The following is a 24024-nucleotide window of genomic DNA, read 5'->3' on the forward strand; positions in this document are numbered from 1 at the left end:
ATTGAATCGCATCGTGCGCAAATTTTTACGCAGTTTTTCAGGGCCATTGGCCCTTGAGTACAAACAACAAGCATATAAGGAAAAGATAGAATGGCTAAGGGGCAATCTTTACAAGATCCGTTCCTGAACGCATTGCGTCGGGAGCGTGTTCCGGTTTCTATTTATTTGGTGAATGGTATTAAGCTGCAAGGCCAGATTGAATCTTTTGATCAGTTTGTGATCCTGTTAAAAAACACCGTTAGTCAGATGGTTTACAAACACGCGATCTCTACCGTCGTGCCGTCCCGTCCGGTTTCTCATCACAGTAATAATCCCGGAACAGGCACCAGCAATTATCACCACAGTGGTAATGCGCAGGCTGGCGCAGGTAGCGCACAGCAGGAAAACGAAGACGCCGAATAAGGTTGATGGCTGTTTTTCCATGTCGGGGAACCAGTTCATCTGTGTTCCCCGCTGATCTTTTTGGAGGGTTTACGCTTGTTTGACCGTTATGAAGCCGGTGAGCAGGCGGTACTGGTACACATCTATTTTACGCAAGACAAAGATTTGGAAGATATTCACGAATTTGAATCTCTGGTTTCTTCCGCCGGTGTCGACGCAATGCAGGTGATTACCGGTACCCGAAAAGCACCGCACCCCAAGTATTTTGTCGGGGAAGGCAAGGCAATTGAAATTGCCGATGCTGTTAAAGCCACTGGTGCGTCGGTCGTGTTATTTGACCATGCGTTAAGCCCGGCTCAGGAACGTAATCTCGAGCAGGTTTGCCAGTGTCGGGTTATTGACCGCACTGGACTTATTTTAGATATTTTTGCTCAGCGTGCCCGCACCCATGAGGGGAAGCTGCAAGTTGAGCTGGCGCAGTTGCGCCATCTGGCGACCCGCTTAGTACGCGGGTGGACTCACCTTGAGCGCCAGAAAGGGGGGATCGGTTTACGCGGCCCGGGGGAAACCCAATTGGAAACGGACCGCCGCTTACTACGTGGCAGAATCAGCCAAATCCTTTCCCGCCTGGAGCGCGTTGAAAAACAACGTGAACAGGGACGCCGGTCACGGACGAAAGCAGATATCCCGACTATTTCTCTGGTGGGCTATACCAACGCCGGAAAATCCACCCTGTTTAACCGCATCACTGAAGCGCAGGTGTACGCTGCGGATCGGTTGTTTGCTACCCTGGACCCCACCCTGCGGCGTATTGATATTGCCGACGTGGGCGAATCCGTGCTTGCCGATACCGTTGGGTTCATTCGCCAGTTACCTCATGATCTTGTGGCGGCGTTTAAAGCCACCTTACAGGAAACGCGTCAGGCGACACTGTTATTACATGTGATTGACGCTGCCGACGCGCGGATTCAGGAAAATATTGCCGCAGTCGATGAGGTGCTGGAAGAGATCGATGCGCACGAGATCCCGACCCTGCACGTGATGAACAAGATTGATGCTCTGGACGGGTTTGTCCCGCGTATCGATCGCGATGATGAAAATGTACCGGTACGTGTCTGGCTTTCCGCCCAGACAGGTGAAGGTATTCCACTGCTTTTCCAGGCTCTGACGGAACGTTTGTCTGGGGAACTGGCGCAACATTCGTTGTGCTTACCCCCACAGGCAGGGCGGTTACGGAGCCGGTTTTATCAGCTTCAGGCGATAGAAAAAGAGTGGATGGAGGAGGACGGTAGCATTGGCCTACAAATTCGTATGCCTATTGTTGACTGGCGTCGCCTTTGTAAACAAGAGCCAGAGCTGGTGGATTATATTGTCTGATCAGTGAATGGCGATGGTCTGAAGACTTTTCCCCCTCGGGGGATATCACCGCACAACTAATATGGAGCATATACATGGCGTGGAATCAGCCCGGTAATAACGGACAGGACCGCGACCCGTGGGGAAGCAGCAATAACCAAGGCGGCAACTCTGGGGGGAACAAAGGAGGTCGTGATCAGGGGCCACCTGATCTGGATGATATCTTCCGCAAACTGAGCAAAAAGCTTGGTGCGCTGGGCGGGGGGAAAGGCACAGGAACCGGTGGTACAGGCCAGGCGCCGCGTGGCCCATTAGGCGGGCGCGTAGTCGGGATAGTGGCGGCGGCAGTCGTCATTATTTGGGCCGGTAGTGGTTTCTATACCATTAAAGAAGCCGAGCGCGGTGTGGTGACCCGCTTTGGTAAGTTCAGCCATCTGGTTGAGCCCGGCCTGAACTGGAAACCGACGTTTATTGATGACGTCACCGCGGTTAACGTTGAATCGGTACGCGAGCTGGCGGCATCCGGCGTGATGCTGACCTCCGACGAAAACGTGGTGCGGGTAGAAATGAACGTCCAGTACCGGGTTACCGATCCGGAAAAATACCTGTTCAGTGTGACCAGCGCGGACGACAGTCTGCGTCAGGCTACCGATAGCGCCCTGCGCGGCGTAATCGGTAAATACACCATGGACAAAATTCTTACCGAAGGCCGTACCGTGGTGCGTAGCGATACCCAGCGTGAGCTGGAAGAAACTATCCGCCCGTACAAAATGGGGATAACCCTGCTGGACGTCAACTTCCAGACGGCGCGTCCGCCAGAGGAAGTGAAAGCGGCCTTTGATGATGCTATCGCGGCCCGTGAAAATGAACAGCAGTACATTCGTGAGGCGGAAGCCTATTCTAACGAAGTACAGCCGCGGGCTAACGGCCAGGCGCAGCGTATTTTAGAAGAGGCCCGGGCGTATAAAACCCAGACCGTCCTCGAAGCGCAGGGTGAAGTGGCGCGTTTTGCCAAGCTGCTGCCTGAATACAAAGCCGCACCGCAGATTACCCGCGAGCGTCTGTATATCGAAACCATGGAAAAAGTGCTGAGCCATACCCGCAAAGTACTTATTAACAACGATAAAGGTGGCAACCTGACGGTACTGCCGCTGGATCAGATGCTAAAAGGGGGAAGCCAGCCTGCGGTAAAGAGCAATAGTTCTGCTGCGGGAAATCTGCTGCGCCTGCCGCCAGCCCCATCTGGCCAGGATAGTGCATCAACGTCCTCTTCCTCATCAGTGAGTAGTGGCGACATTATGGATCAGCGTCGGGCTAATGCTCTGCGTCGGGGAGGAGAATAACCATGCGTAAGTCGATTATTGCTGCCATCATCGTTGTACTGGTGGTGCTGTATACCTCCGTCTTTGTGGTTAAAGAGGGTGAGCGTGGTATTACGCTGCGTTTCGGTAAAGTGGTGCGTGATGATGAAAACAAGCCGCTGGTCTTCGCACCGGGCCTGCATTTCAAAATTCCGTTTATCGAATCGGTGAAAACGCTGGATGCCCGTATTCAGACCATGGATAACCAGGCGGACCGCTTTGTTACCAAAGAGAAGAAAGACCTGATCGTCGATTCCTACATTAAATGGCGTATCAGTGATTTCAGCCGCTACTACCTGGCAACCGGCGGTGGCGATGTGTCTCAGGCCGAAGTGCTGCTGAAACGTAAGTTCAGTGACCGTCTGCGTTCTGAAATTGGCCGCCTGGATGTGAAAGATATCGTGACTGACTCCCGCGGTCGTCTGACCCTGGAAGTGCGCGATGCCCTGAACTCCGGTACCGCTGGCACGGATGATGAAGTGGCAACCCCGGCGGCGGATGATGCGATTGCTTCTGCTGCCGCCCGCGTGACCCAAGAAACTAACGGTAAAGTGCCGGTGGTGAACCCGAACAGTATGGCGGCACTGGGTATTGAAGTGGTGGATGTGCGTATCAAGCAGATCAACCTGCCAACCGAAGTGTCTGAAGCTATCTTCAGCCGTATGCGTGCCGAGCGTGAAGCCGTTGCCCGTCGTCATCGTTCTCAGGGCCAGGAAGAGGCTGAGAAGCTGCGTGCCGGTGCGGACTACGAAGTGACCCGTACTCTGGCGGAAGCCGAGCGTGCTGCCCGTATCGACCGCGGTGAAGGTGATGCGGAAGCCGCGAAGCTGTTTGCCGATGCATTCAGCCAGGATCCGGACTTCTATGCCTTTATCCGCAGTATGCGTGCCTATGAGAAGAGCTTCCAGTCTAATCAGGATGTTATGGTACTGAGCCCGGATAGCGACTTCTTCCGTTATATGAAGACGCCGACCAGCAGTTCGCGCTAAACTAGTAGCAGGTTAATTATTTATAAGAGCCGGTGAATGCCGGCTCTTTTTTTATTGGTTATTTTTCTAGAGAAAACAACATGCATGCATCAATTTGGCTGTCGGTGGCCCTGGTTTTGATTATTGAGGGGCTTGGCCCGATGCTGGCTCCCCGGCTGTGGCGGCGGATGGTGTTAACAATGTCACAAGTGCCTGACATCCTGTTACGTCGCTTTGGCGGCGGACTTGTGGTTGCTGGCTTTGTGATCTACTACATGTTGACGAAAACGATTAACTGAGCAAAAAACAGCCAAAACAACGCGATTTTGTATATATTAAGTGCTGACCATTTTATTAACCTCTGGTAGAATCCATTTTTAAGCAAACGGTGATTTTGAAAATGGGTAACAACGTCGTCGTACTCGGCACCCAATGGGGTGACGAAGGCAAAGGGAAGATCGTCGATCTTCTTACCGAACGGGCAAAATATGTTGTGCGCTACCAGGGTGGTCACAACGCCGGTCACACTCTCGTCATTAACGGTGAAAAAACCGTTCTTCATCTTATTCCATCAGGTATTCTGCGTGAAAATGTCACCAGCATCATCGGCAACGGTGTGGTGCTTTCCCCTGCAGCACTGCTGAAAGAAATGAAAGCGCTGGAAGACCGTGGTGTTCCCGTTCGTGAACGACTGCTGTTATCTGAAGCCTGTCCGCTGATTCTGGATTACCACGTCGCGCTGGATAACGCCCGCGAAAAAGCACGTGGCGCCAAAGCTATCGGGACTACCGGTCGCGGCATTGGTCCGGCTTACGAAGATAAAGTTGCTCGCCGCGGCCTGCGCGTGGGCGATCTGTTCGACAAAGACACCTTCGCAGCCAAACTGAAAGACGTGATGGAATATCACAACTTCCAGCTGGTGAATTACTACAAGGTTGACGCCGTTGACTACCAGAAAGTCCTTGATGACGTGATGGCGGTTGCCGACTTGCTGACCAGCATGGTGGTTGATGTGTCCGATCTGCTGGATCAGGCCCGTAAACGTGGTGATTTCATCATGTTTGAAGGCGCCCAGGGGACACTGCTGGATATCGACCACGGTACTTATCCGTACGTAACCTCTTCTAACACCACTGCCGGTGGCGTGGCGACCGGCTCTGGCCTGGGCCCGCGTTATGTGGATTATGTACTGGGTATCATCAAAGCGTACTCTACGCGTGTGGGTGCGGGTCCATTCCCGACCGAGCTGTTTGATGAAACCGGTGAATACCTGTGCAAACAGGGTAACGAATACGGTGCTACTACCGGTCGCCGCCGCCGTACTGGCTGGCTGGATACCGTGGCGGTACGCCGCGCTGTACAGATCAACTCCCTGTCTGGCTTCTGCCTGACGAAGCTGGACGTTCTGGACGGCCTGAAAGAAGTGAAATTGTGTGTCGCTTACCGTATGCCGGATGGCCGTGAAGTGACCACCACACCGCTGGCGGCGGACGACTGGGAAGGTATCGAGCCGATTTACGAAACCATGCCGGGCTGGTCTGAATCCACCTTTGGTGTGAAAGAACGCAGCGGCTTGCCGCAGGCGGCACTGGATTACGTGAAACGTATCGAAGAACTGACCGGTGTACCGATTGATATTATTTCAACCGGTCCGGACCGTACTGAAACGATGATTCTGAGCGACCCGTTCGACGCATAATTATCCAGGGCGGGGTTATCCCGCCCTTTTAGCATCCCGCGCTTTCCTTTCTTCTTTCCCCAAATAAATTAGCGGCCTGATACAGGGCTGGTTTATCATCAATATTATCTATACTGGCGTTTTCTGCCGGGGACTACGCACTTCCGTGGTTTTTACGCCAGCTAAGCACTTTAGCAAAGGGTGTGGTTTTTTCTGCGACACGAGGTTGATGTGCAGTTAACAAGTTTTACGGATTATGGCCTGCGTGCCCTGATTTATATGGCATCCCTTCCCGAAGGGAAGATGACCAGTATCTCGGAAGTCACCGAGGTCTATGGCGTGTCCCGTAACCATATGGTGAAGATCATCAACCAGTTGAGCCGGGCAGGGTATGTAGCGGCGGTACGGGGAAAAAACGGCGGTATCCGTCTGGGAAAACCGGCCAGCGATATCCGGGTTGGTGATGTGGTCCGTGAACTGGAACCGCTAACCCTGGTGAATTGCAGCAGTGAGTTTTGCCATATCACCCCGGCCTGCCGCTTAAAACAAGCCCTTGCACGTGCGGTAAACAGCTTCCTGGCGGAGCTGGATAACTACACGCTGGCGGAACTCGTTAATGAGAACCCGCCGCTCTACAAATTATTGCTGGTGGAATGACGACATTGCCGCCAGATGATGACAACGGAGGAACCGCTATGTCACAAGACCCTTTCCAGGAACGCGAAGCAGAAAAATACGCTAACCCGATCCCCAGCCGGGAATTTATTCTCGACTTGCTTGCTAAGCGCGACAAACCCGCGAAGCGGGAAGAAATTGCCCAGACGCTGAATATTACCGATGAAGAACAGCTTGAGGCGCTGCGCCGCCGCCTGCGCGCCATGGAGCGCGACGGCCAGCTGGTCTTCACCCGCCGCCAGTGCTATGCCCTGCCGGAGAAACTCGACCTGCTAAAAGGCACGGTCATTGGTCACCGGGATGGCTACGGCTTCCTGCGTGTCGAAGGCCGTAAAGACGATCTGTATCTGTCTTCCGAGCAGATGAAAACCTGTATCCACGGTGATGTGGTGCTCGCCCAGCCGCTGGGTGCCGACCGTAAAGGCCGCAGTGAAGCCCGCGTGGTGCGGGTACTGGTACCGAAAACCAGCCAGATTGTTGGCCGGTACTTTACCGATGCCGGTGTTGGTTTTGTGGTGCCGGACGACAGCCGCCTGAGCTTTGATATTTTAATTCCGCCGGAAGAGATCCGCGGTGCCCGTATGGGATTTGTGGTGGTGGTGGAGCTGACCCAGCGCCCAACCCGCCGCACCAAAGCCGTCGGGAAAATTGTTGAAGTGCTGGGTGACAATATGGGCACCGGCATGGCCGTGGACATGGCCCTGCGCACCCATGAGATCCCCTATGTCTGGCCGAAGCCGGTAGAAGAACAAGTCGCCACCCTGAAAGAGCAGGTGCCGGAAGAAGCCAAAGCCGGCCGGGTGGACTTGCGGGATCTGCCGCTGGTCACCATTGATGGCGAAGACGCCCGTGACTTTGATGATGCGGTTTACTGCCAGAAGAAACGCGGCGGCGGCTGGCGCCTGTGGGTGGCCATTGCTGATGTCAGCTACTACGTGCGCCCCTGGACCCCGCTGGACAAAGAGGCCCGCAACCGCGGCACCTCAGTGTACTTCCCGTCCCAGGTGGTACCGATGCTGCCGGAAGTGTTGTCTAACGGCCTGTGCTCCCTGAACCCACAGGTAGACCGACTGTGCATGGTATGTGAGATGACCATCTCCGCCCGCGGCAACCTGTCTTCCTACAAATTCTATGAAGCGGTGATGAGCTCCCATGCCCGGCTGACCTACACCAAGGTGTGGCATATTCTGCAAGGGGATCAGGAGCTGCGCGAGCAGTACCGTCCGCTGGTGCCGCACCTGGAAGAGCTGCACACCCTGTACAAAGTCCTCGACCAGGCCCGCGCCGAACGCGGCGGGATCTCCTTTGAAAGCGAAGAAGCCAAATTTATCTTCAACGCTGAGCGCCGTATTGAGCGCATTGAGAAAACCGAGCGTAACGACGCCCATAAGCTGATCGAAGAGTGCATGATCCTCGCCAACGTGTCAGCGGCGCGCTTTGTCGAAAAACACAAAGAGCCATCGTTGTTCCGTATTCACGACCGGCCGTCTAACGAGGCTATCACCGCGTTCCGTTCGGTACTGGCAGAGCTGGGGCTGGAACTGCCCGGCGGCAGTAAGCCGGAGCCGAAAGATTATGGCGAATTGCTGAACTCCATTGCCGATCGCCCCGATCACGAGATGCTGCAAACCATGCTGCTGCGCTCCATGAAACAGGCGATTTATGACCCGGAAAACCGCGGCCACTTTGGGTTATCGCTCAGCTCTTACGCGCACTTTACCTCGCCGATCCGCCGTTATCCTGACCTGTTATTACACCGGGCTATCAAATACCTGCTGGCGCTGGCCAATGGTGAACACCCGGGCGATAAAGGCACCGCCACCGGCGGCTGGCACTACAACACCGAAGAGATGCTGCAACTGGGCGCCCATTGCTCAATGACTGAGCGCCGCGCCGACGAGGCCACCCGCGATGTTGCGGACTGGCTGAAGTGCGACTTTATGCAGGATCAGGTAGGCCAGGTCTTTAACGGGGTTATCGCCAGCGTGACTGGCTTTGGTTTCTTTGTCCGGCTGGATGATCTGTTTATCGACGGGCTGGTACATGTCTCTTCCCTGGATAACGACTACTACCGCTTTGACCAGGTGGGCCAGCGCCTGATTGGCGAGTCCGGCGGCCAGACGTATCGTCTGGGGGATAAAGTGGAAGTGCGGGTTGAAGCCGTCAACATGGACGAGCGTAAAATCGACTTCTCGCTGATCTCCAGCCAGCGCGTGGTGCGCGGGGCCGGTAAGACGGCCAAAGACAAAGCCAAAAAGGCCACCGGCGGTAGCGATAAACCTTCACGTCGCCGCAATGCGGGCAAACGGGTTAACTTCGAGCCAGACAGCGCCTTTCGCGGTAAAAAAACCGGCGGCAAAAAAGAGGGCGATAAAGCCAGCGCGAAGCCAGGCAAAAAAGCCAAACCGTCCGCCAAAACCCAGAAAATCGCTGCGGCCACGAAAGCCAAACGCGCAGCGAAGAAAAAAGCCGACTGATCGGGTAAACTTCCCGCCTGATAACCGGGGCGCATTGCTGCCCCATCAGGCGGGACACAACGAGTATTTTTCATGAGTGAAATGATTTACGGCATCCATGCGGTGCAGGCCCTGCTGGAGCGCGCTCCGGAACGCTTTCAGGAAGTATTTATGCTCAAAGGGCGTGAAGATAAACGGCTGATGCCGCTGATCCACGCACTGGAAGCGCAGGGGATTGTTATCCAGCTGGCTAACCGCCAGTGGCTGGATGAAAAATCCGAAGGTGCCGTTCACCAGGGGATTATCGCCCGGGTGAAACCTGGCCGTCAGTACCAGGAAAATGACTTACCGGATCTGCTGGATGGCCTTGAACGCCCGTTTTTGCTGATCCTTGATGGCGTGACGGACCCCCATAACCTCGGTGCCTGCCTGCGCAGTGCGGACGCCGCCGGGGTACATGCGGTGATCGTGCCGAAAGATCGCTCCGCCCAGCTCAATGCCACGGCGAAAAAAGTGGCCTGTGGCGCTGCGGAAACGGTGCCGCTGATCCGGGTCACTAACCTGGCCCGCACCATGCGCCTGCTTCAGGAAGCGAATGTCTGGATCGTCGGCACCGCCGGTGAAGCGGACCACACCCTACACCAGAGCAAACTGACCGGGCCGCTGGCTCTGGTGATGGGCGCTGAAGGGGAAGGGATGCGCCGCCTGACCCGGGAACATTGCGATGAGCTAATCAGCATCCCAATGGCAGGGAGCGTCTCCTCCCTGAACGTCTCGGTGGCTACCGGGATTTGCCTGTTCGAAGCGGTGCGCCAGCGCAGCCTGTAATTCCCCCACGGGGCGCGATCTGCGCCCCGTTTCCCCGCACTGCCCCGTGCAGACCCCCCGGAAATGTCCATACTTAACCGAGTGTGATAACGGGAGGGACGCCATGGCCTGGCAAACACATACCGTTTTTAACCAGCCGCAGCCCCTGAGTAACAGCAACCTTTTTTTATCCGATTGCGCCCTGCGTGAGGCGGTGGTGCGGGAAGGCGCCGGCTGGGACTGTGAACTGCTGGCCAGTATCGGCAGCCAGCTTGGCTCTGCGGAATCCCTGGAACTGGGGCGGCTGGCCAATCTCCGGCCACCGGAGCTGCTGAGTTTCGATCCCCGGGGCGCACGGCTGGACGATGTGCGCTTCCACCCGGCCTGGCATCTGCTGATGCAGGGGCTGTGCGCCAGCCGGGTACATAACTTGCCCTGGCAGGAGGACGCCCGCAGTGGCGATATGGTCGCCCGGGCGGCGCGGTTTATTCTTCATGCCCAGGTTGAGGCGGGCACACTGTGCCCGGTGACCATGACCCACGCCGCTATCCCCTTACTGCAACAGATGCTGCCTGCTCCCTTCCAGGGCTGGCTACCGCGCCTGCTGAGCGATCGCTATGATCCGCGGTTCGGCGTTGGCCATGAGAAGCGCGGCCTGCTGATCGGCATGGGGATGACGGAAAAACAGGGGGGCTCCGACGTACTCAGCAACACCACCCGGGCTGAACCTGCCGCCGCCAGAGGGCCGGGAGAGCACTACCTGCTGACCGGCCACAAGTGGTTTTTCTCCGTGCCCCAGAGTGATGCTCATCTGGTGCTGGCCCAGGCCGCTGGCGGGCTGTCGTGCTTTTTTCTGCCGCGCTTTCTACCAGACGGCAGCCGTAATCAGGTGCACCTGATGCGCCTGAAAGACAAACTGGGTAACCGTTCCAACGCCAGCAGTGAAGTGGAGTTTTGCGGTGCCAGCGCCTGGCTGATGGGGGAAGAGGGCGACGGGGTGCGGCATATCCTGAAAATGGGCGGTTTGACCCGGTTTGACTGCGCGCTGGGGAGTCACGGCCTGATGCGCCGGGCGCTGTCGGTGGCGCTGTATCATGCCCATCAGCGCCAGGTCTTCGGCAAAATGCTTATTGACCAGCCCCTGATGCACCAGGTACTGGGCAGAATGACCCTGCAACTGGAAGGGCAGACCGCATTCCTGTTCCGCCTTGCCAGGGCATGGGATCAACGCCAGAACCCCGCAGAAGCGCTGTGGGGCCGTTTATTCACCCCGGCGGCAAAGTTCGGGATCTGCAAGGCCGGTATCCCGTTTGTGGCCGAAGCCATGGAAGTATTAGGCGGTATCGGTTACTGCGAGGATAGCGAGCTGCCCAGGCTGTACCGGGAGATGCCGGTCAACAGTATCTGGGAGGGCTCTGGCAATATTATGTGCCTTGATGTGCTGCGGGTGCTGGCCAGAAACCCGGCGATAAACGCGCTGCTCCAGCAGGAGTTTGAGGCGGTTAAAGGCCAGAACCGTCATTTTGATCGTACCTGGCGGCAAGTAAAGCAACGGCTGGGGAGGCCGCAAGAGGCTGAAGCCCGGGATCTGACGCAGCGCTTAATGTTGCTGGGTTGCGCTTGCCAGGTATTGCAGTATCTGCCCCCGCTGCTGGCAGATGCCTGGTGCCGGATGATGCTTGATCCGCGCGGGCCCGTGCAGCTGTCTGCTAACGTCACCGGGGAGGTATTACGCCGGGCCACCGGCGGTGTGGTGTAGCGGGGCAGGGGCGATAACCGCTATCGCCCCTGTAGGGCGGGGTCAGGCGTAAAAAATCGCCTGCACGCTCCAGTCATCGGCACTGCTGCTTTCCTCTAACTGAATAATGCGGTAGAAGCTGGCACCTTGCTCATCGGCAGTGAGAGCAACAATACGCTCAATATCCTGCGGGCTACCGCTGAGCCCGTGCAGCGAAAATACGCCAATCTCGTTGAACCCGGTGACCTGATCGGCGCAGACATTTTCCGCCGACTGCGCCGTGGTGTTAATCAGTCCGGCAGAGAGCAGTAAGGATGTCAAAGCAAAGGATCGTTTCATGAGTGGCTCCATTTCATCGTGCCCTGTCTCAGACAGGGGGTCCTGCACCCTCACCCGGCAGCAGAGCAGCCGGGCTAACGCGACAGGAAATGGCACACCATGATAGGGGCGGTGGGACTAGCGGCGGTACAAGATAGCCTGAATGTACCATTGGCCGGGGAGGGTGGTGTCATCGTTCATGATGATCATGTAGTAATCTGCCCCGGCGCGGGCCGCTTTCGCTTTGATTGCCGCCTCGCCGTCCATCGGTGAACCTCTCACCATGGCAGATACACTCCCCAGGCGCTGTAAGCCGCTGGTCTGGGCGCGCTGTATTTCTTGCGGATAACTGGCCACTGGCGGCGGTGGTGTGGGGGTTACCTGCAACACACTACAGCCGGTAGTCAGTATTACTGCGACAGCCATCGGCACCCATCTTTTCATTCGTGCACCCATTTCCTGTTAACCATATTGTATATGTGGTCAGAATGTATGTTAGCTTAATGTTCTGAAACTGTTAACTTTGACGTGCTTTTTCACTCTGATCATACGAAAAGCGTAATCAACGTCTCATCCTGACATTAACCGGTTCAGCACTTGCCGGAATGCGCTGTGAGGATCATAGTGAACAGCTGAACAGAAAGCCCCAGAGGACGATATGATCGAAGTCTTTACCGAGCATTATGCTGATACTGCCGTACTGCATGCCTGCCCGGCGGGCATGCGGACCACCCCACTACCGACGGTGGTGTTTTATCATGGATTTAGCTCGTCAAAAACAGTGTATAGCTACTGTGCAGTGGCGCTGGCTATGGCGGGTATTCGCGTTATCATGCCGGATGCAGCAGAACACGGCGATCGCTATTATGGCGACAACACCGGGCGTTTGACCCATTTTTGGCACATTCTGTACCAGAACCTGGTGGAGTATCCGCGTCTGCGTGACGCTATCCTGGCAACCGGCCAGGTCTTGCCGGGGGCGCTGGGGGTGGGTGGGGCGTCAATGGGGGGGATGACGGCCCTGGGGATCATGGCCCGGCATCCTGAAGTGGCTTGTGCCGCCAGCCTGATGGGGTCCGGGTTTTATGCGCCGTTAGCCAGAACGCTATTTCCGCCATTGCCCCTTACCAGCCGGGAGGCGGAGGCGACATTCGGGCAGATTATGGCGCCGCTGGCGGATTATGAGGCGAGCGTAAACCTCCGCACCCTAAGCGATCGCCCGCTGTTTTTATGGCATGGGCTGGATGATGATGTGGTGCCCGCGGCGGATTCGCTGCGTTTGCAGCACCAGTTACTCGAACAGGGGGGAGCCGCGCTACTGACCTGCCAGTGGCAGGCCGGTGTGCGCCACCGGGTGACACCGGAGGCGCTGGAAGCCACCGTCAGGTTTTTCGCCCAGCACCTGCCCGGGGCTTAGCGGAACAGCTCTGCACTGGCGTGAATATTGCCATTGCTGCCCGGTTCTCGCATCAGGATCGGGCTGTAGAAGCGGGCACCGTTGGTGTCTGCTTGCGCATCCAGCGCGCTGTTGGCGTCGTCTTCGGTGGCAAAATTGTGATTGATATAGATAACGCCGAGGCTCTGGACGTCATCCATATTTTTGGCCTGGCTTCCCGAGACTTTGATCGCGGCACTGGCGCTGGCCGAAAGCAAAAACAGCGTGGTGGTGAGAGCGATGGTGATGATTTTCATGGTTGACTCCTTACCCGTCGGGGGCCAGGTCACACCGGTGTGGGTCTACTGCAGGACTGCTTAACATACTGCGAGTTGTGGGCTGCGCTTACAGGGCGCTCCTGGTGGCGCTTAATCCCTGTATTAGTAGTTTAGTCCGTTATTATTGAATGAAAAGTGAGCAACATTGATGCTCTCGTTCAAATAAATTCATGCTGTGGCGCTAACGCCTCAATAACTAACGGGTTTCCATAATAGTCCCGGTAAATGTGCGTTTTACCTGAATGTTTCCTTGAGTTCCCGGGGGGCTATGAGTAGAATGGCGCGTCAAATTTTCAGCCGCACTTAAAACTCGTTCCTTGCCTCCCAGGGCCGCGGCTGACCCGTACAGGAGGCTGAATAATCCGTAAGGAGCAATTCGATGCGTCATTACGAAATCGTTTTTATGGTCCATCCTGACCAGAGCGAACAGGTTCCGGGTATGATCGAGCGTTACTCTGCTGCCATCACTGGTGCAGAAGGCAAGATCCACCGTCTGGAAGACTGGGGCCGCCGTCAGCTGGCTTACCCGATCAACAAACTGCACAAAGCACACTACGTTCTGCTGAACGTTGAAGCGCCGCAGGAAGTTATCGATGAGCTGGAAACTACCTTCCGCTTCAACGATGCCGTTATCCGCAGCATGGTTATGCGTACTAAACACGCTGTGACTGAAGCGTCTCCGATGGTTAAAGCGAAAGACGAACGCCGTGAGCGTCGTGAAGATTTCGCTAACGAAACCTCTGATGATGCTGAAGCTGGGGATTCTGAAGAGTAATTTCTGATGGCCAACCGTCTGGTGTTGTCCGGCGTGGTTCGCAGGGCACCTCTGCGTAAGGTCAGCCCATCAGGAATTCCACACTGCCAGTTCGTGCTTGAGCATCGTTCTGTGCAGGAGGAGGCCGGTTTTAATCGGCAGGCGTGGTGTCAAATGCCAGTTATTGTTAGCGGGCACGAGAACCAGGCCATTACTCACAGTATAACGGTCGGTACGGCAGTCACGGTCACTGGGTTTGTTTGCAGCCATCAGGCGCGCAATGGGCTAAGTAAACTGGTACTGCATGCCGAGCAGATTGAATTGATAGATTCTGGAGACTAGCCATATGGCACGTTATTTCCGTCGTCGCAAGTTCTGCCGTTTCACCGCGGAAGGCGTTCAAGAGATCGACTATAAAGATATCGCAACGCTGAAAAACTACATCACCGAAAGCGGTAAGATTGTCCCAAGCCGTATCACCGGTACCCGTGCAAAATATCAGCGTCAGCTGGCTCGCGCTATCAAACGCGCTCGCTACCTGTCTCTGCTGCCGTACACTGATCGTCATCAGTAATCGGTCACGGTCCACTAATACGACTTGAGAGGATAAGGTAATGCAAGTTATTCTGCTTGATAAAGTAGCAAACCTGGGCAGCCTGGGTGATCAGGTTAACGTTAAAGCGGGCTACGCTCGTAACTTCCTGGTACCGCAGGGTAAAGCTGTTCCTGCTACCAAGAAAAACGTTGAATACTTCGAAGCACGCCGTGCAGAACTGGAAGCCAAACTGGCTGACGTTCTGGCAGCTGCTGAAGCGCGCGCTGAGAAAATCAACGCACTGGAAACTGTTACCATCGTGTCTAAAGCAGGCGACGAAGGTAAACTGTTTGGTTCCATCGGTACCCGTGATATCGCTGATGCTGTAACTGCAGCTGGCGTGACTGTTGCGAAAAGCGAAGTTCGCCTGCCGAACGGCGTTCTGCGCACCACTGGTGACCACGATGTGAGCTTCCAGGTTCACAGCGAAGTGTTCGCACACCTGAACGTGCTGGTAGTTGCTGAATAAGTTTCTTATTCGCAGCGCTAACACGAAAACGCCGGCCTTCGCCGGCGTTTTGCTTTCTGCTTTCCCCGCCGATATACCGCCTCCTGCGGGCATTTTTTGTTTATTTTGTTATTCCGCAAACAGTTATTTCGCGTCTGTTAGTAGAAAATAAAACATTATTTTATTTTTCTATTGGTAACAGATATGGAGATAACGGCACCCGCCCCGGTCTTTTCCCGTAAAAATATGGCGTACTTATCAGCCACCCTGTGTTGTTTATTGTGGGGGAGCTCTTATCCGGCGATCAAAAACGGTTACGCACTGTTCCAGATAGCCACGGATGATATTCCATCAAAAATCGTATTTGCCGGGTATCGCTTCTTATTGGCCGGGCTTTTACTGCTGCTGTTTGCGCTAGCCCAGGGGAAACCGGTTACCGGGCTGAGCCGCCGTCAGTTTGGCCAGCTCACGGCGCTGGGGCTAACCCAGACCTCAATACAATATGCGTTCTTCTACGTCGGCCTGGCCTACACCACTGGGGTGAAAGGGTCGATCATGAACGCCACCGGCACGTTTTTTAGCGTTTTGCTGGCGCATGTTATCTACCAGAATGACAAGCTGAGCCTGAATAAATCCCTCGGCTGTATCGTCGGCTTTCTTGGCGTGATGCTGGTGAACTTCAACCATTCGCTGATGGATTTTAGTTTTACCTGGCAGGGGGACGGTTTTATTGTGCTGGCGGCGTTTATTCTCTCGGCGGCCATGCTGTACGGTAAGCGCCTTTCGCAAACCCTGGACCCGACGGTCATGACCGGCTGGCAATTGGCGATCGGTGGCGCCGCGCTGGTGGCGGGCGGCTACCTGACCGGCGGCACGCTGGTGGTGCACAGCGTAACGGCCCTGGCGGTTCTGGGATACCTGATTTTGCTGTCATCCGTGGCATTTGCGCTATGGAGCGTTATCCTGAAATATCACCGGGTCAGTATGATTGCGCCGTTTAACTTCGTGATCCCGGTCGCCGGGACGGTGCTGTCAGCCGTTTTTCTTGGCGAAAATATCCTGGAGTGGAAATACGCGCTGGCGCTGGTGCTGGTGTGTTCCGGGATCAGGTGGGTTAATAAGCGGGGCTGACGATGACAACGCCATACCGGGGGCTGCCCGGTATGGCGTGTGGTGGGTTAGCGGGTGCGCACAAAGCTGCCGTCTGACAGACGGCTGAAGACCACCTGTTGGCCATTGGCATCCAGGGCGAGGCCGATAACCACGCCGCTATCGTTCTGGCGAATCTGCACCACCTGGCCGCTTTTCAGACTGCTGAGCGGGCTGCCATTGCCCTGCACCTGGGCCATGGCGTAAACGTCGGACGGCGGCAGGTTATTGTCCCGGAATAACTGGGCCAGGGTCTTGCCTGCTTCGAGGGTATAGCTACGCCAGCGAGGATCTTCACTGCTTCCCTGATAGGGAATCGCTGACTGCTGCTGGGCGCGGCCCTGAATGGTGGTTTGCACGCGCTGGGTTGGCTGCGGGGCAGGTGGCTGGTACTGGGCGCTGGATTGTGCCTGGCTGCTATCGTCCTCTGCGGGTTCATTTACCGGCTGGGGATCAATCGGGGCCACTTGTTGTGGGGCGGACTGGTTGCTGACAGCGATTTGCGGGTCCGGTTGCGGCTGCCCGGAGGTATAATCCAGGGTGCCGCTCCTTTCGGTGGGCTGCGACGTATCACTACCGGCAGGCAACAGGAAGCCCAGCAGTATCAGTAGCACGCCCGCGATAATACCGCGGCGGTGCGCCAGGGGCAGCGGATCCATCAGCGTGAAATCATCCGGCGCGTGCCAGATGCGTAACAGCACAGGTTTTATGGCGAATCGCATTGGCGCCTCCTTATTTCCTGTTCTTGTCGTCCGGTCCATCGTTGTGCGCAGCCAGCTGGCACAGCGGGTCAGTGGGCTTTTTCTCCCCGGAGCGGTTCTTCCCATCGCTTCCTCGTTCTCTTAAGGAACAAAATATATCCAGCTGCTACCAGTATAGCGATCTAACCCGTTGATGCCGGTAACAATGTCAGAGTGCGTGACGGGCATATCGTCACAGGCACAGTTGTATTGCCTATTGTTTCTGTTTCCAGGCGGTTTGTCATCTTTCCTGCAGGAACATTTTACCCTGTTCGCTCGTACTGCTATGCTGCCCGCTACTTTGTACATCACGAAAGGAAAACTCATGACAACCCCTTCTTTTGACAGCGTTGAATCCCAGGCAAGCTACGGTATTGGTCTGCAAGTTGGTCAACAGCTGCGTGAATCTGGCCTGCAGGGCCTGTTGCCAGAAGCCCTGGTCGCTGGCCTGCGTGATGCGCTGGAAGGGAATTCCCCGGCAGTTCCGGTTGATATTGTTCACCGTGCGCTGCGGGAAGTCCATGAGCGCGCCGATGCGGTACGCCGCGAGCGCCAGCAGGAGCTGGCCGCTGAAGGCCAGAAATACCTGGATGAAAATGCTAAGCGCGATGGCGTGAACAGCACTGAAACTGGCTTACAGTTCCGGGTATTGACCCAGGGCACTGGCCCGATCCCGGCACGTAAAGATCACGTGCGTGTCCACTACACCGGTAAGCTGGTTGACGGTACTGTGTTCGACAGCTCCGTTGCCCGCGGTGAACCGGCTGAATTCCCGGTAAGCGGTGTGATCCCAGGCTGGATCGAAGCGCTGACCCTGATGCCAGTCGGCTCCAAATGGGAACTGACTATCCCCCAGAACCTGGCCTATGGCGAACGTGGCGCGGGTGCATCCATTCCGCCGTTCAGCACCCTGGTATTTGAAGTGGAACTGCTGGAAATTCTCTAAGCCTGTCCGGAAAAAACCCGCTGCGGCGGGTTTTTTGTTGTTGGTTACCGTTCTGTCCAGTGCTGCGCTTCTCTCGCCATAAAGACACCGCACCCCACCATAAAGACACCATATTTTATATTGCTTAAATGCCGGAACAGGGTATTTTTGTGATTCTATTCTCGTTACTGATTTAATTTAATACAAAAATAAAACATAAAATTAACATATTATATTCTTAAGCCGTTTCCAGTAAAGCTGGTACCCGGCCCGGTAGCGTGGACAGCGTTATCTGGCTTCCTTTATCGATACTCACAGGCCATCAGAGCCTGATACACAACACGACGTACAGGAAAGTTAAACTATGGTAGATCAGGTTAAGGTTGCGAAGGCGACTCAGCCCCCGGAAGAGCACACGCTCAGAAGAAATCTCACAAACCGACATATTCAGCTTATCGCCATCGGCGGGGCAATTGGTACTGGCCTATTTATGGGCTCGGGCAAAACCATCAGCCTGGCAGGCCCCTCGATCATTTTCGTCTATATGATTATCGGCTTTATGCTGTTTTTCGTGATGCGCGCCATGGGGGAGTTGCTGTTATCCAATCTGGAGTACAAATCGTTCAGTGACTTCGCCGCCGACTTACTTGGCCCCTGGGCGGGGTATTTTACCGGCTGGACCTACTGGTTCTGCTGGGTGGTCACCGGTATGGCCGATGTGGTGGCAATTACCGCCTACGCCCAGTTCTGGTTTCCGGGGCTGTCGGAGTGGGTGGTCTCTCTGGCGGTGATTCTGTTGCTGCTCTCGCTGAATCTGGCAACAGTAAAAATGTTCGGTGAGATGGAGTTCTGGTTTGCAATGATCAAAATTGTCGCCATTGTCGCGCTGATCATTGTGGGCCTGGTGATGGTGTTAACTCACTTTACCTCCCCCTCCGGTGTGCAGGCCTCTTTCGACCATTTATGGAATGACGGCGGCTGGTTCCCGAAAGGGCTGAGCGGCTTCTTTGCGGGCTTCCAGATTGCGGTATTTGCCTTTGTGGGTATTGAACTGGTCGGGACCACGGCGGCAGAGACCAAAGACCCGGAGAAATCCCTGCCCCGGGCGATTAACTCGATCCCTATCCGCATCATTATGTTCTATGTGTTCGCGCTGATTATGATCATGTCGGTGACCCCGTGGAGCTCTGTTGTCCCCAGTAAGAGCCCGTTTGTGGAGCTGTTTATGCTGGTGGGGCTGCCTGCGGCCGCCAGTGTGATTAACTTTGTGGTGCTGACCTCGGCGGCCTCTTCCGCCAACAGCGGGGTGTTCTCCACCAGCCGTATGCTGTTTGGCCTTGCTCAGGATGGCGCAGCGCCTACACTGTTTGCCCGCTTATCCCGCCGGGCAGTACCGGCCACCGGCTTGACATTCTCCTGCATCTGCTTGCTGGGTGGGGTAGTGCTGATTTACCTGAAGCCAGATGCGATAGCGGCCTTTACTATGGTGACGACCGTTTCGGCGATCCTGTTTATGTTCGTCTGGACCATTATCCTGTGCGCTTACCTGGCTTACCGTAAGCAGCGCCCGGAGCTGCATGCGAAGTCCATCTACAAAATGCCGCTGGGTAAATTGATGTGCTGGGTGTGTATGGCGTTCTTCGCCTTCGTTCTGGTCTTGCTGACCCTCGAAGATGATACCCGCCAGGCGCTGATGGTTACGCCGCTGTGGTTTATTCTCCTCGGCGCGGGCTGGTTGTTTATCGGCAAGCAGCGGGTTGCCCGCATCAGCAAATAAAAAAGGGGCCACGCGGCCCCAAAAAGTAAGACAACATCAGGCGCCCGCGGGCGCCTTTTTCATGAGAGTCGATCAGTTACCGGCCAGCGCCCGGGGGAACAGAACATTATTTTCAAGGCTGATATGGTTCATCAGATCATCAATCATCTCATTGATGCCCATATACAGCGCTTTCCAGGTGGTGCAGGCTTCCGGCGGCGGCGTAACGTTATCGGTCACGTGTTTGATCACTTCCAGCAGTTCACCGGCTTCATCATGTTCACTTTCCATGACGTTGATTGGCCCGGCCGCATGAGCGCCCATACCCTGTTTGATCATCGGGAACAGGATCTGCTCCTCTTTCATCATATGGCTGCTGAGCTCGTCATGGAGCTGGGTGAGATATTTTGCCAGGCCGCGGGGTACGCTGGGTTTTGCGGCATGTACACGCTCAACTTTGGTGGCCTGCATGATAAGCTCAGGCAGTTGTTCGCGATGGCGGTCATGGTAACGGACGATAATATGATCGATGATTTCCGCCAGCGGCGCGGTGCGCCAGTCCTTTTCCGGCTGGGTTTTAGCCAGCTCTGCTAGTTCTGCTTCCAGGGCGTCGAGATCCAGGGATTTACGGTTAGCCGCTTTCTCAAGGGTCTGTTTACCGCCGCAGCAGTAATCCAGCTCATATTTACGAAACAGCGCCGATGCGCGCGGAATAGTTAATGCCAGTTCCCCTAAAGCCTGTTCGCGAAATGCCATGGTGGTTGCCTCATCAAAAAGTATAAGATGCATTTTAAATACATCTTATAGAAAAGCTATACCCCTTTTGAGTTAGCGGTTTTTTTCAACTGGGGTTGCCAGCGTCTGTACGGGCTGTGGTTTGACGCGTACCGCGATAACGACACCGATAATCAGGCAGCTAATACCGCACAGGGTCATCAGCGGCGGCATCTGGTGGCGTAATAAAAAAGCGTACAGCAGGCCGGCAAGGGTCTCAAAGACAATCAGCGGGCCCACCAGCACGGTAGGCAGGCGCTGGCTGGCAATGTTCCAGCACAGGTTACCCAGCCAGGAGCAGAGCACCGCAATGGCCAGCATCAGGGTAATAAACACCGCCGGGCGCGGCCCAAAGGGCAGGGGGAATTCAACCGCGCTGTGCCGTAACCACAGACAGCTCAGCAGGTAACCCAGCAGGGAGAGCGGCAGGATTGCCAGGCCCTGCGCGGTCGCCCACATCAGCGGGTTTTTATCCGGGTTCTGCCGCAGCCAGCGGCCATTACGCAGGGCAAACCACGCCCAGCTGGCCACGGCGATCAGCGCCAGCCCGATACCGCTTAAATAGCGCCACCAGTTGAAGCCCGGCACCCCGTGGCGTAATTCTGCGCTGTTCACCAGCACCAGCCCCAGCAGGATCACCACCAGCGCCGGTGCCAGTCTGCTCCAGGGCAATTGGCCATCCTGCTGGCTGTAGATAAGGTTAGCGCATACCGGGATCACCACTGGCAGGGTGCCGATAATCATGGTTGAGATAGGCGCCCCGGTGCGCTGAATGGCGCAGGCCAGGCACAGGTAATAGACAATATTCCCCACGCAGGAGAGCCGGAAGGCGGTAAACCAGTCATGCAGGCTGAGCTGCTTCAGGCGTTTACGTCCCAGCCAGGCGATGGGCAGAGCGATGATCCCCAGCGCCAGATAGCGGCCAAATGCCTGCAATATCGCCGGGTAGTCCGGCACAATCAGCGGGCCGACAAAAATCAACCCCCACATCAGCCCCGCCAGGAGGGCATAGCTCACACCTGATAACAACATGGTTTACCTCATCGATCAGCAGTGGCCATTGTGTGGGGGGCCGCCCGGGGGCGTCTTGTACCAGATTGCGCTTTTAGCAGGAAACTTGTTTTTGGTAGCGCACCGGGGTAATACCGTAGCGGCGGGTAAAGGCCCGGGTAAGATGGGATTGGTCCGCCAGGCCGCAGGCGGCGGCGACCTCGGCAGCGGGCATTCCCTGTGCCAGAAAGAGCTTGGCGCGCCACAGGCGAATGGCCATCAGCATCTGGTGTGGGGTCACGTGGAACTGCCGGGTAAACTGGCGCTGGAAATGCCATGGGGTCAGCGAGAGCAGGCCAGCCAGGTCACTGAGGGTGATGTTGTGCATGTAATTGTCGTGCAGGTACGCTTTGACGATGGTAAAACGCTGGCGGCCAGTGGCGCTATCCTCGCCGCTACACTTCGCGTAGGGCCGAATGGTATCGACCAGGTGGAGGAGTAACCCGTCCCGGGAAAGATCGTCATGGCTGTGCCAGATAGCGAAGATCAGGTCACATACTTGCCGGGCGCGCAGGGGATCATCGCGCACAACCTCATTAAACCACCATTGCTGGCTACCGGTCAGCGCATTGAGCAACGGCGAATCGAGGTAGACCATGCGATAGCACCAGCCATCACTGGTTTCTGCCTGGCCGGTATGCAGCTCATCCGGGTTCATCATGATCAGTGAGTTGGCGGCGGCAATATGCTGGCTACCCCGGTAGCGAAAGCGCTCTGCCCCGGCGGTAATGGCGCCAATACCAAAGGCTTCATGAGTATGGGGCTCGAAGCTATGGTGGGTGATATGGGCATGGTATAGCTCCACGCCAGGCAGCGCCGGAAAGTGCCGGAACTGGGCGCGGTCGCGCGTATCCGTGAATTGTCCTGGTACCCCTTGCACGCTTACCCCCTGAGAAAATGACCTGTCCATTATAGAACAGCCGCCACCTGTTGCTTGTCTATTGATTGTTCTGGGTGGGGTTTAATGCTAACTTTTGGTAAGTTTTGGCGTTATAACGAGGGTAAAACCAGTGTCGGATATCACTCCTCCCGCCCGTTGCGGGGATCTTTTTGCCAGCGGTTGCCCGTCCAGAGAGGTTCTGAAGCACGTTACCAGCCGCTGGGGGTTACTGATCCTGGTGGCGCTGCGGATGGGCACGCATCGCTTCAGTGAATTACGCCGCCGTATTGATGGTGTCAGTGAGAAAATGCTCGCCCAAACGTTACAGTGGCTGGAGGGGGATGGCTTTGTGCTGCGGGTGTCGTACCCCGAAGTACCGCCCCGGGTCGAGTACAGCCTGACAGACGCCGGTATTGAGGTAAGCGAGCGGGTAGCCGCACTGGCGCTGTGGATCGAAGCAGACCTTCCCCGGGTGCTGGCGGTGCGCCGCCGGCAGCATGAGGCGGGATAACCATCTAAACGGCAGTGAACTAAACTTAATCAGACCACGACCACCCAGTGGCGTATTCAGCGCGGATGCCGCCATTCACGGCAGTGGATATGATGACGCGCCACTTCCCGGCAGCGTTATACCCAGACCGGGTAGGTTCACAGATAGCAGAATCCGGCGAAGTACGTTATAAACCATCATGAGAAAACAAAGGGTTATCCCTTTTTTATCCAGGGTTTCTGCTCCAAAAGGTGAGGTACGCGATGTTAGAACAAATTTGCCAGTTAGCCCGGGAGGCGGGTGATGCCATTATGCAGGTATACCAGGGGGAGAAACCCCTTGAAGCAACCAGCAAAGCGGACCATTCACCGGTCACGGCTGCGGATATTGCCGCCCATCAGGTTATCATCCGTGGCCTGAACACCCTGACCCCGGAGATCCCGGTCCTGTCTGAAGAAGCGCCGCAGGCCTGGGATGAGCGCCAGCACTGGCAGCGCTACTGGCTGGTGGATCCGCTAGATGGCACCAAAGAGTTTCTGAAGCGTAACGGTGAATTCACGGTCAATATTGCCCTGATTGAACAAGGGAAACCGGTGCTGGGCGTGGTCTACGCGCCGGTGAAAAAGGTGATGTACAGCGCCGCCAGTGGGAAGGCCTGGAAGGATGAGTGCGGGATCCGTAAATCAATTAAGGTTCGGGACGGCCGGCCGCCGCTGGTGGTAGTGAGCCGTTCGCATGCGGATAACGAGCTTAACGATTACCTGGCGGAACTGGGGGAACACCAGACCGTGTCGGTGGGATCATCCCTGAAATTCTGCCTGGTGGCGGAAGGGGAAGCCCAGCTTTATCCGCGCTTTGGGCCAACCAATATTTGGGATACGGCCGCAGGCCACGCGGTGGCGGTGGCTGCCGGGGCGCAAGTCCATGATTGGCAAGGCCGTACGCTGGACTATACCCCCCGGGAGTCCTTCCTGAACCCGGGGTTTCGGGTGTCTATTTTCTGAGTAACATG

Annotated in this window: 27 protein-coding genes; 20 read left to right on the plus strand and 7 right to left on the minus strand. The window is 56.0% G+C overall.

Features of this window, described 5'->3' with window-relative positions; translation table 11 throughout:
• The first annotated feature begins 90 nt into the window (after positions 1–90).
• The 10 genes from hfq (at position 91) to F9C28_RS03800 (ending at position 11441) form a co-directional block, all read left to right on the plus strand.
• The gene (gene hfq / locus F9C28_RS03755) at positions 91–402 is read left to right on the plus strand and encodes an RNA chaperone Hfq (RefSeq protein WP_199013904.1); all 312 of its coding nucleotides are present in this window, start codon (positions 91–93) and stop codon (positions 400–402) included.
• Between the two features lie 75 nt (positions 403–477).
• Positions 478–1758, plus strand: coding sequence for a ribosome rescue GTPase HflX (gene hflX, locus F9C28_RS03760; RefSeq protein ID WP_199013905.1), 1281 nt, complete (start codon positions 478–480; stop codon positions 1756–1758).
• Positions 1759–1832: 74 nt separating this feature from the next.
• Complete coding sequence (hflK, locus tag F9C28_RS03765; protein ID WP_199013906.1) at positions 1833–3080, plus strand: FtsH protease activity modulator HflK; 1248 nt, start codon at positions 1833–1835, stop codon at positions 3078–3080.
• Positions 3081–3082: 2 nt separating this feature from the next.
• Positions 3083–4087: a protease modulator HflC gene (gene hflC / locus F9C28_RS03770; protein WP_199013907.1), complete on the plus strand. Its 1005-nt coding sequence runs from the start codon at positions 3083–3085 to the stop codon at positions 4085–4087.
• A gap of 80 nt (positions 4088–4167) precedes the next feature.
• Positions 4168–4365 carry a DUF2065 domain-containing protein gene (locus F9C28_RS03775; RefSeq protein ID WP_199013908.1) on the plus strand — a complete coding sequence of 66 codons (198 nt, stop codon included), beginning with the start codon at positions 4168–4170 and terminating at the stop codon, positions 4363–4365.
• A gap of 101 nt (positions 4366–4466) precedes the next feature.
• Positions 4467–5765, plus strand: coding sequence for an adenylosuccinate synthase (locus tag F9C28_RS03780; protein WP_199013909.1), 1299 nt, complete (start codon positions 4467–4469; stop codon positions 5763–5765).
• Positions 5766–5975: 210 nt separating this feature from the next.
• Positions 5976–6401, plus strand: a complete 426-nt coding sequence (gene nsrR / locus F9C28_RS03785) for a nitric oxide-sensing transcriptional repressor NsrR (protein WP_199013910.1) — start codon at positions 5976–5978, stop codon at positions 6399–6401.
• Between the two features lie 38 nt (positions 6402–6439).
• A complete protein-coding gene (gene rnr, locus F9C28_RS03790) occupies positions 6440–8896 on the plus strand; it encodes a ribonuclease R (RefSeq protein WP_199013911.1) in 2457 nt (818 codons plus the stop codon).
• 72 nt (positions 8897–8968) lie between these two features.
• Positions 8969–9703 carry a 23S rRNA (guanosine(2251)-2'-O)-methyltransferase RlmB gene (gene rlmB / locus F9C28_RS03795; RefSeq protein WP_199013912.1) on the plus strand — a complete coding sequence of 245 codons (735 nt, stop codon included), beginning with the start codon at positions 8969–8971 and terminating at the stop codon, positions 9701–9703.
• Between the two features lie 103 nt (positions 9704–9806).
• Complete coding sequence (locus F9C28_RS03800) at positions 9807–11441, plus strand: isovaleryl-CoA dehydrogenase (protein ID WP_199013913.1); 1635 nt, start codon at positions 9807–9809, stop codon at positions 11439–11441.
• Positions 11442–11483: 42 nt separating this feature from the next.
• On the opposite strand, the gene F9C28_RS03805 is transcribed toward F9C28_RS03800, so the two are convergent.
• Together F9C28_RS03805 and bsmA are read right to left on the minus strand one after the other, a co-directional pair.
• A complete protein-coding gene (locus F9C28_RS03805; protein WP_199013914.1) occupies positions 11484–11759 on the minus strand; it encodes a YdgH/BhsA/McbA family protein in 276 nt (91 codons plus the stop codon).
• A 117-nt stretch (positions 11760–11876) separates the two neighbouring features.
• Complete coding sequence (gene bsmA / locus F9C28_RS03810) at positions 11877–12182, minus strand: biofilm peroxide resistance protein BsmA (protein ID WP_233148897.1); 306 nt, start codon at positions 12180–12182, stop codon at positions 11877–11879.
• A gap of 214 nt (positions 12183–12396) precedes the next feature.
• Here bsmA and yjfP point away from each other — a divergent pair, with 214 nt between their 5' ends.
• Positions 12397–13155, plus strand: a complete 759-nt coding sequence (gene yjfP / locus F9C28_RS03815) for an esterase (RefSeq protein WP_199013916.1) — start codon at positions 12397–12399, stop codon at positions 13153–13155.
• On the opposite strand, the gene F9C28_RS03820 is transcribed toward yjfP, so the two are convergent.
• Positions 13152–13430 (minus strand): YdgH/BhsA/McbA family protein, encoded by a 279-nt coding sequence (locus F9C28_RS03820; RefSeq protein ID WP_199013917.1) that lies wholly within the window; start codon positions 13428–13430, stop codon positions 13152–13154. The genes yjfP and F9C28_RS03820 overlap by 4 nt on opposite strands.
• Before the next feature lie 400 nt (positions 13431–13830).
• Here F9C28_RS03820 and rpsF point away from each other — a divergent pair, with 400 nt between their 5' ends.
• The 5 genes from rpsF (at position 13831) to F9C28_RS03845 (ending at position 16379) form a co-directional block, all read left to right on the plus strand.
• Complete coding sequence (gene rpsF, locus F9C28_RS03825; protein WP_002441636.1) at positions 13831–14226, plus strand: 30S ribosomal protein S6; 396 nt, start codon at positions 13831–13833, stop codon at positions 14224–14226.
• A 6-nt stretch (positions 14227–14232) separates the two neighbouring features.
• Positions 14233–14547, plus strand: coding sequence for a primosomal replication protein N (priB, locus tag F9C28_RS03830; protein WP_199013918.1), 315 nt, complete (start codon positions 14233–14235; stop codon positions 14545–14547).
• Between the two features lie 4 nt (positions 14548–14551).
• On the plus strand, positions 14552–14779 hold the full coding sequence (gene rpsR / locus F9C28_RS03835) for a 30S ribosomal protein S18 (protein WP_000135199.1): 228 nt from the start codon (positions 14552–14554) through the stop codon (positions 14777–14779).
• A 40-nt stretch (positions 14780–14819) separates the two neighbouring features.
• Positions 14820–15269, plus strand: a complete 450-nt coding sequence (gene rplI, locus F9C28_RS03840; RefSeq protein ID WP_199013919.1) for a 50S ribosomal protein L9 — start codon at positions 14820–14822, stop codon at positions 15267–15269.
• A 183-nt stretch (positions 15270–15452) separates the two neighbouring features.
• On the plus strand, positions 15453–16379 hold the full coding sequence (locus F9C28_RS03845) for a DMT family transporter (RefSeq protein WP_199013920.1): 927 nt from the start codon (positions 15453–15455) through the stop codon (positions 16377–16379).
• 47 nt (positions 16380–16426) lie between these two features.
• On the opposite strand, the gene F9C28_RS03850 is transcribed toward F9C28_RS03845, so the two are convergent.
• Positions 16427–17119, minus strand: a complete 693-nt coding sequence (locus F9C28_RS03850; RefSeq protein ID WP_233148898.1) for a LysM-like peptidoglycan-binding domain-containing protein — start codon at positions 17117–17119, stop codon at positions 16427–16429.
• 343 nt (positions 17120–17462) lie between these two features.
• Here F9C28_RS03850 and fklB point away from each other — a divergent pair, with 343 nt between their 5' ends.
• On the plus strand, positions 17463–18083 hold the full coding sequence (gene fklB / locus F9C28_RS03855; protein WP_199013922.1) for an FKBP-type peptidyl-prolyl cis-trans isomerase: 621 nt from the start codon (positions 17463–17465) through the stop codon (positions 18081–18083).
• A 343-nt stretch (positions 18084–18426) separates the two neighbouring features.
• Positions 18427–19839 (plus strand): D-serine/D-alanine/glycine transporter, encoded by a 1413-nt coding sequence (cycA, locus tag F9C28_RS03860; RefSeq protein WP_199013923.1) that lies wholly within the window; start codon positions 18427–18429, stop codon positions 19837–19839.
• A 72-nt stretch (positions 19840–19911) separates the two neighbouring features.
• Here the strand turns inward: cycA and ytfE are convergent, their stop codons facing one another.
• From ytfE to F9C28_RS03875, 3 genes are all read right to left on the minus strand, one after another.
• Positions 19912–20574, minus strand: coding sequence for an iron-sulfur cluster repair protein YtfE (ytfE, locus tag F9C28_RS03865; RefSeq protein WP_199013986.1), 663 nt, complete (start codon positions 20572–20574; stop codon positions 19912–19914).
• 72 nt (positions 20575–20646) lie between these two features.
• Positions 20647–21621: a DMT family transporter gene (locus tag F9C28_RS03870; protein ID WP_233148903.1), complete on the minus strand. Its 975-nt coding sequence runs from the start codon at positions 21619–21621 to the stop codon at positions 20647–20649.
• A 76-nt stretch (positions 21622–21697) separates the two neighbouring features.
• Positions 21698–22522, minus strand: coding sequence for an AraC family transcriptional regulator (locus F9C28_RS03875; protein ID WP_199013925.1), 825 nt, complete (start codon positions 22520–22522; stop codon positions 21698–21700).
• 130 nt (positions 22523–22652) lie between these two features.
• Between F9C28_RS03875 and F9C28_RS03880 the strand changes: the two genes are divergently transcribed.
• Positions 22653–23033, plus strand: a complete 381-nt coding sequence (locus tag F9C28_RS03880; protein WP_332909401.1) for a winged helix-turn-helix transcriptional regulator — start codon at positions 22653–22655, stop codon at positions 23031–23033.
• 242 nt (positions 23034–23275) lie between these two features.
• A complete protein-coding gene (cysQ, locus tag F9C28_RS03885) occupies positions 23276–24016 on the plus strand; it encodes a 3'(2'),5'-bisphosphate nucleotidase CysQ (RefSeq protein ID WP_199013927.1) in 741 nt (246 codons plus the stop codon).
• Positions 24017–24024: the final 8 nt, after the last annotated feature.

Origin of the sequence: Shimwellia pseudoproteus (assembly GCF_016415625.1) — a bacterium.
Lineage (GTDB): Bacteria > Pseudomonadota > Gammaproteobacteria > Enterobacterales > Enterobacteriaceae > Shimwellia > Shimwellia pseudoproteus.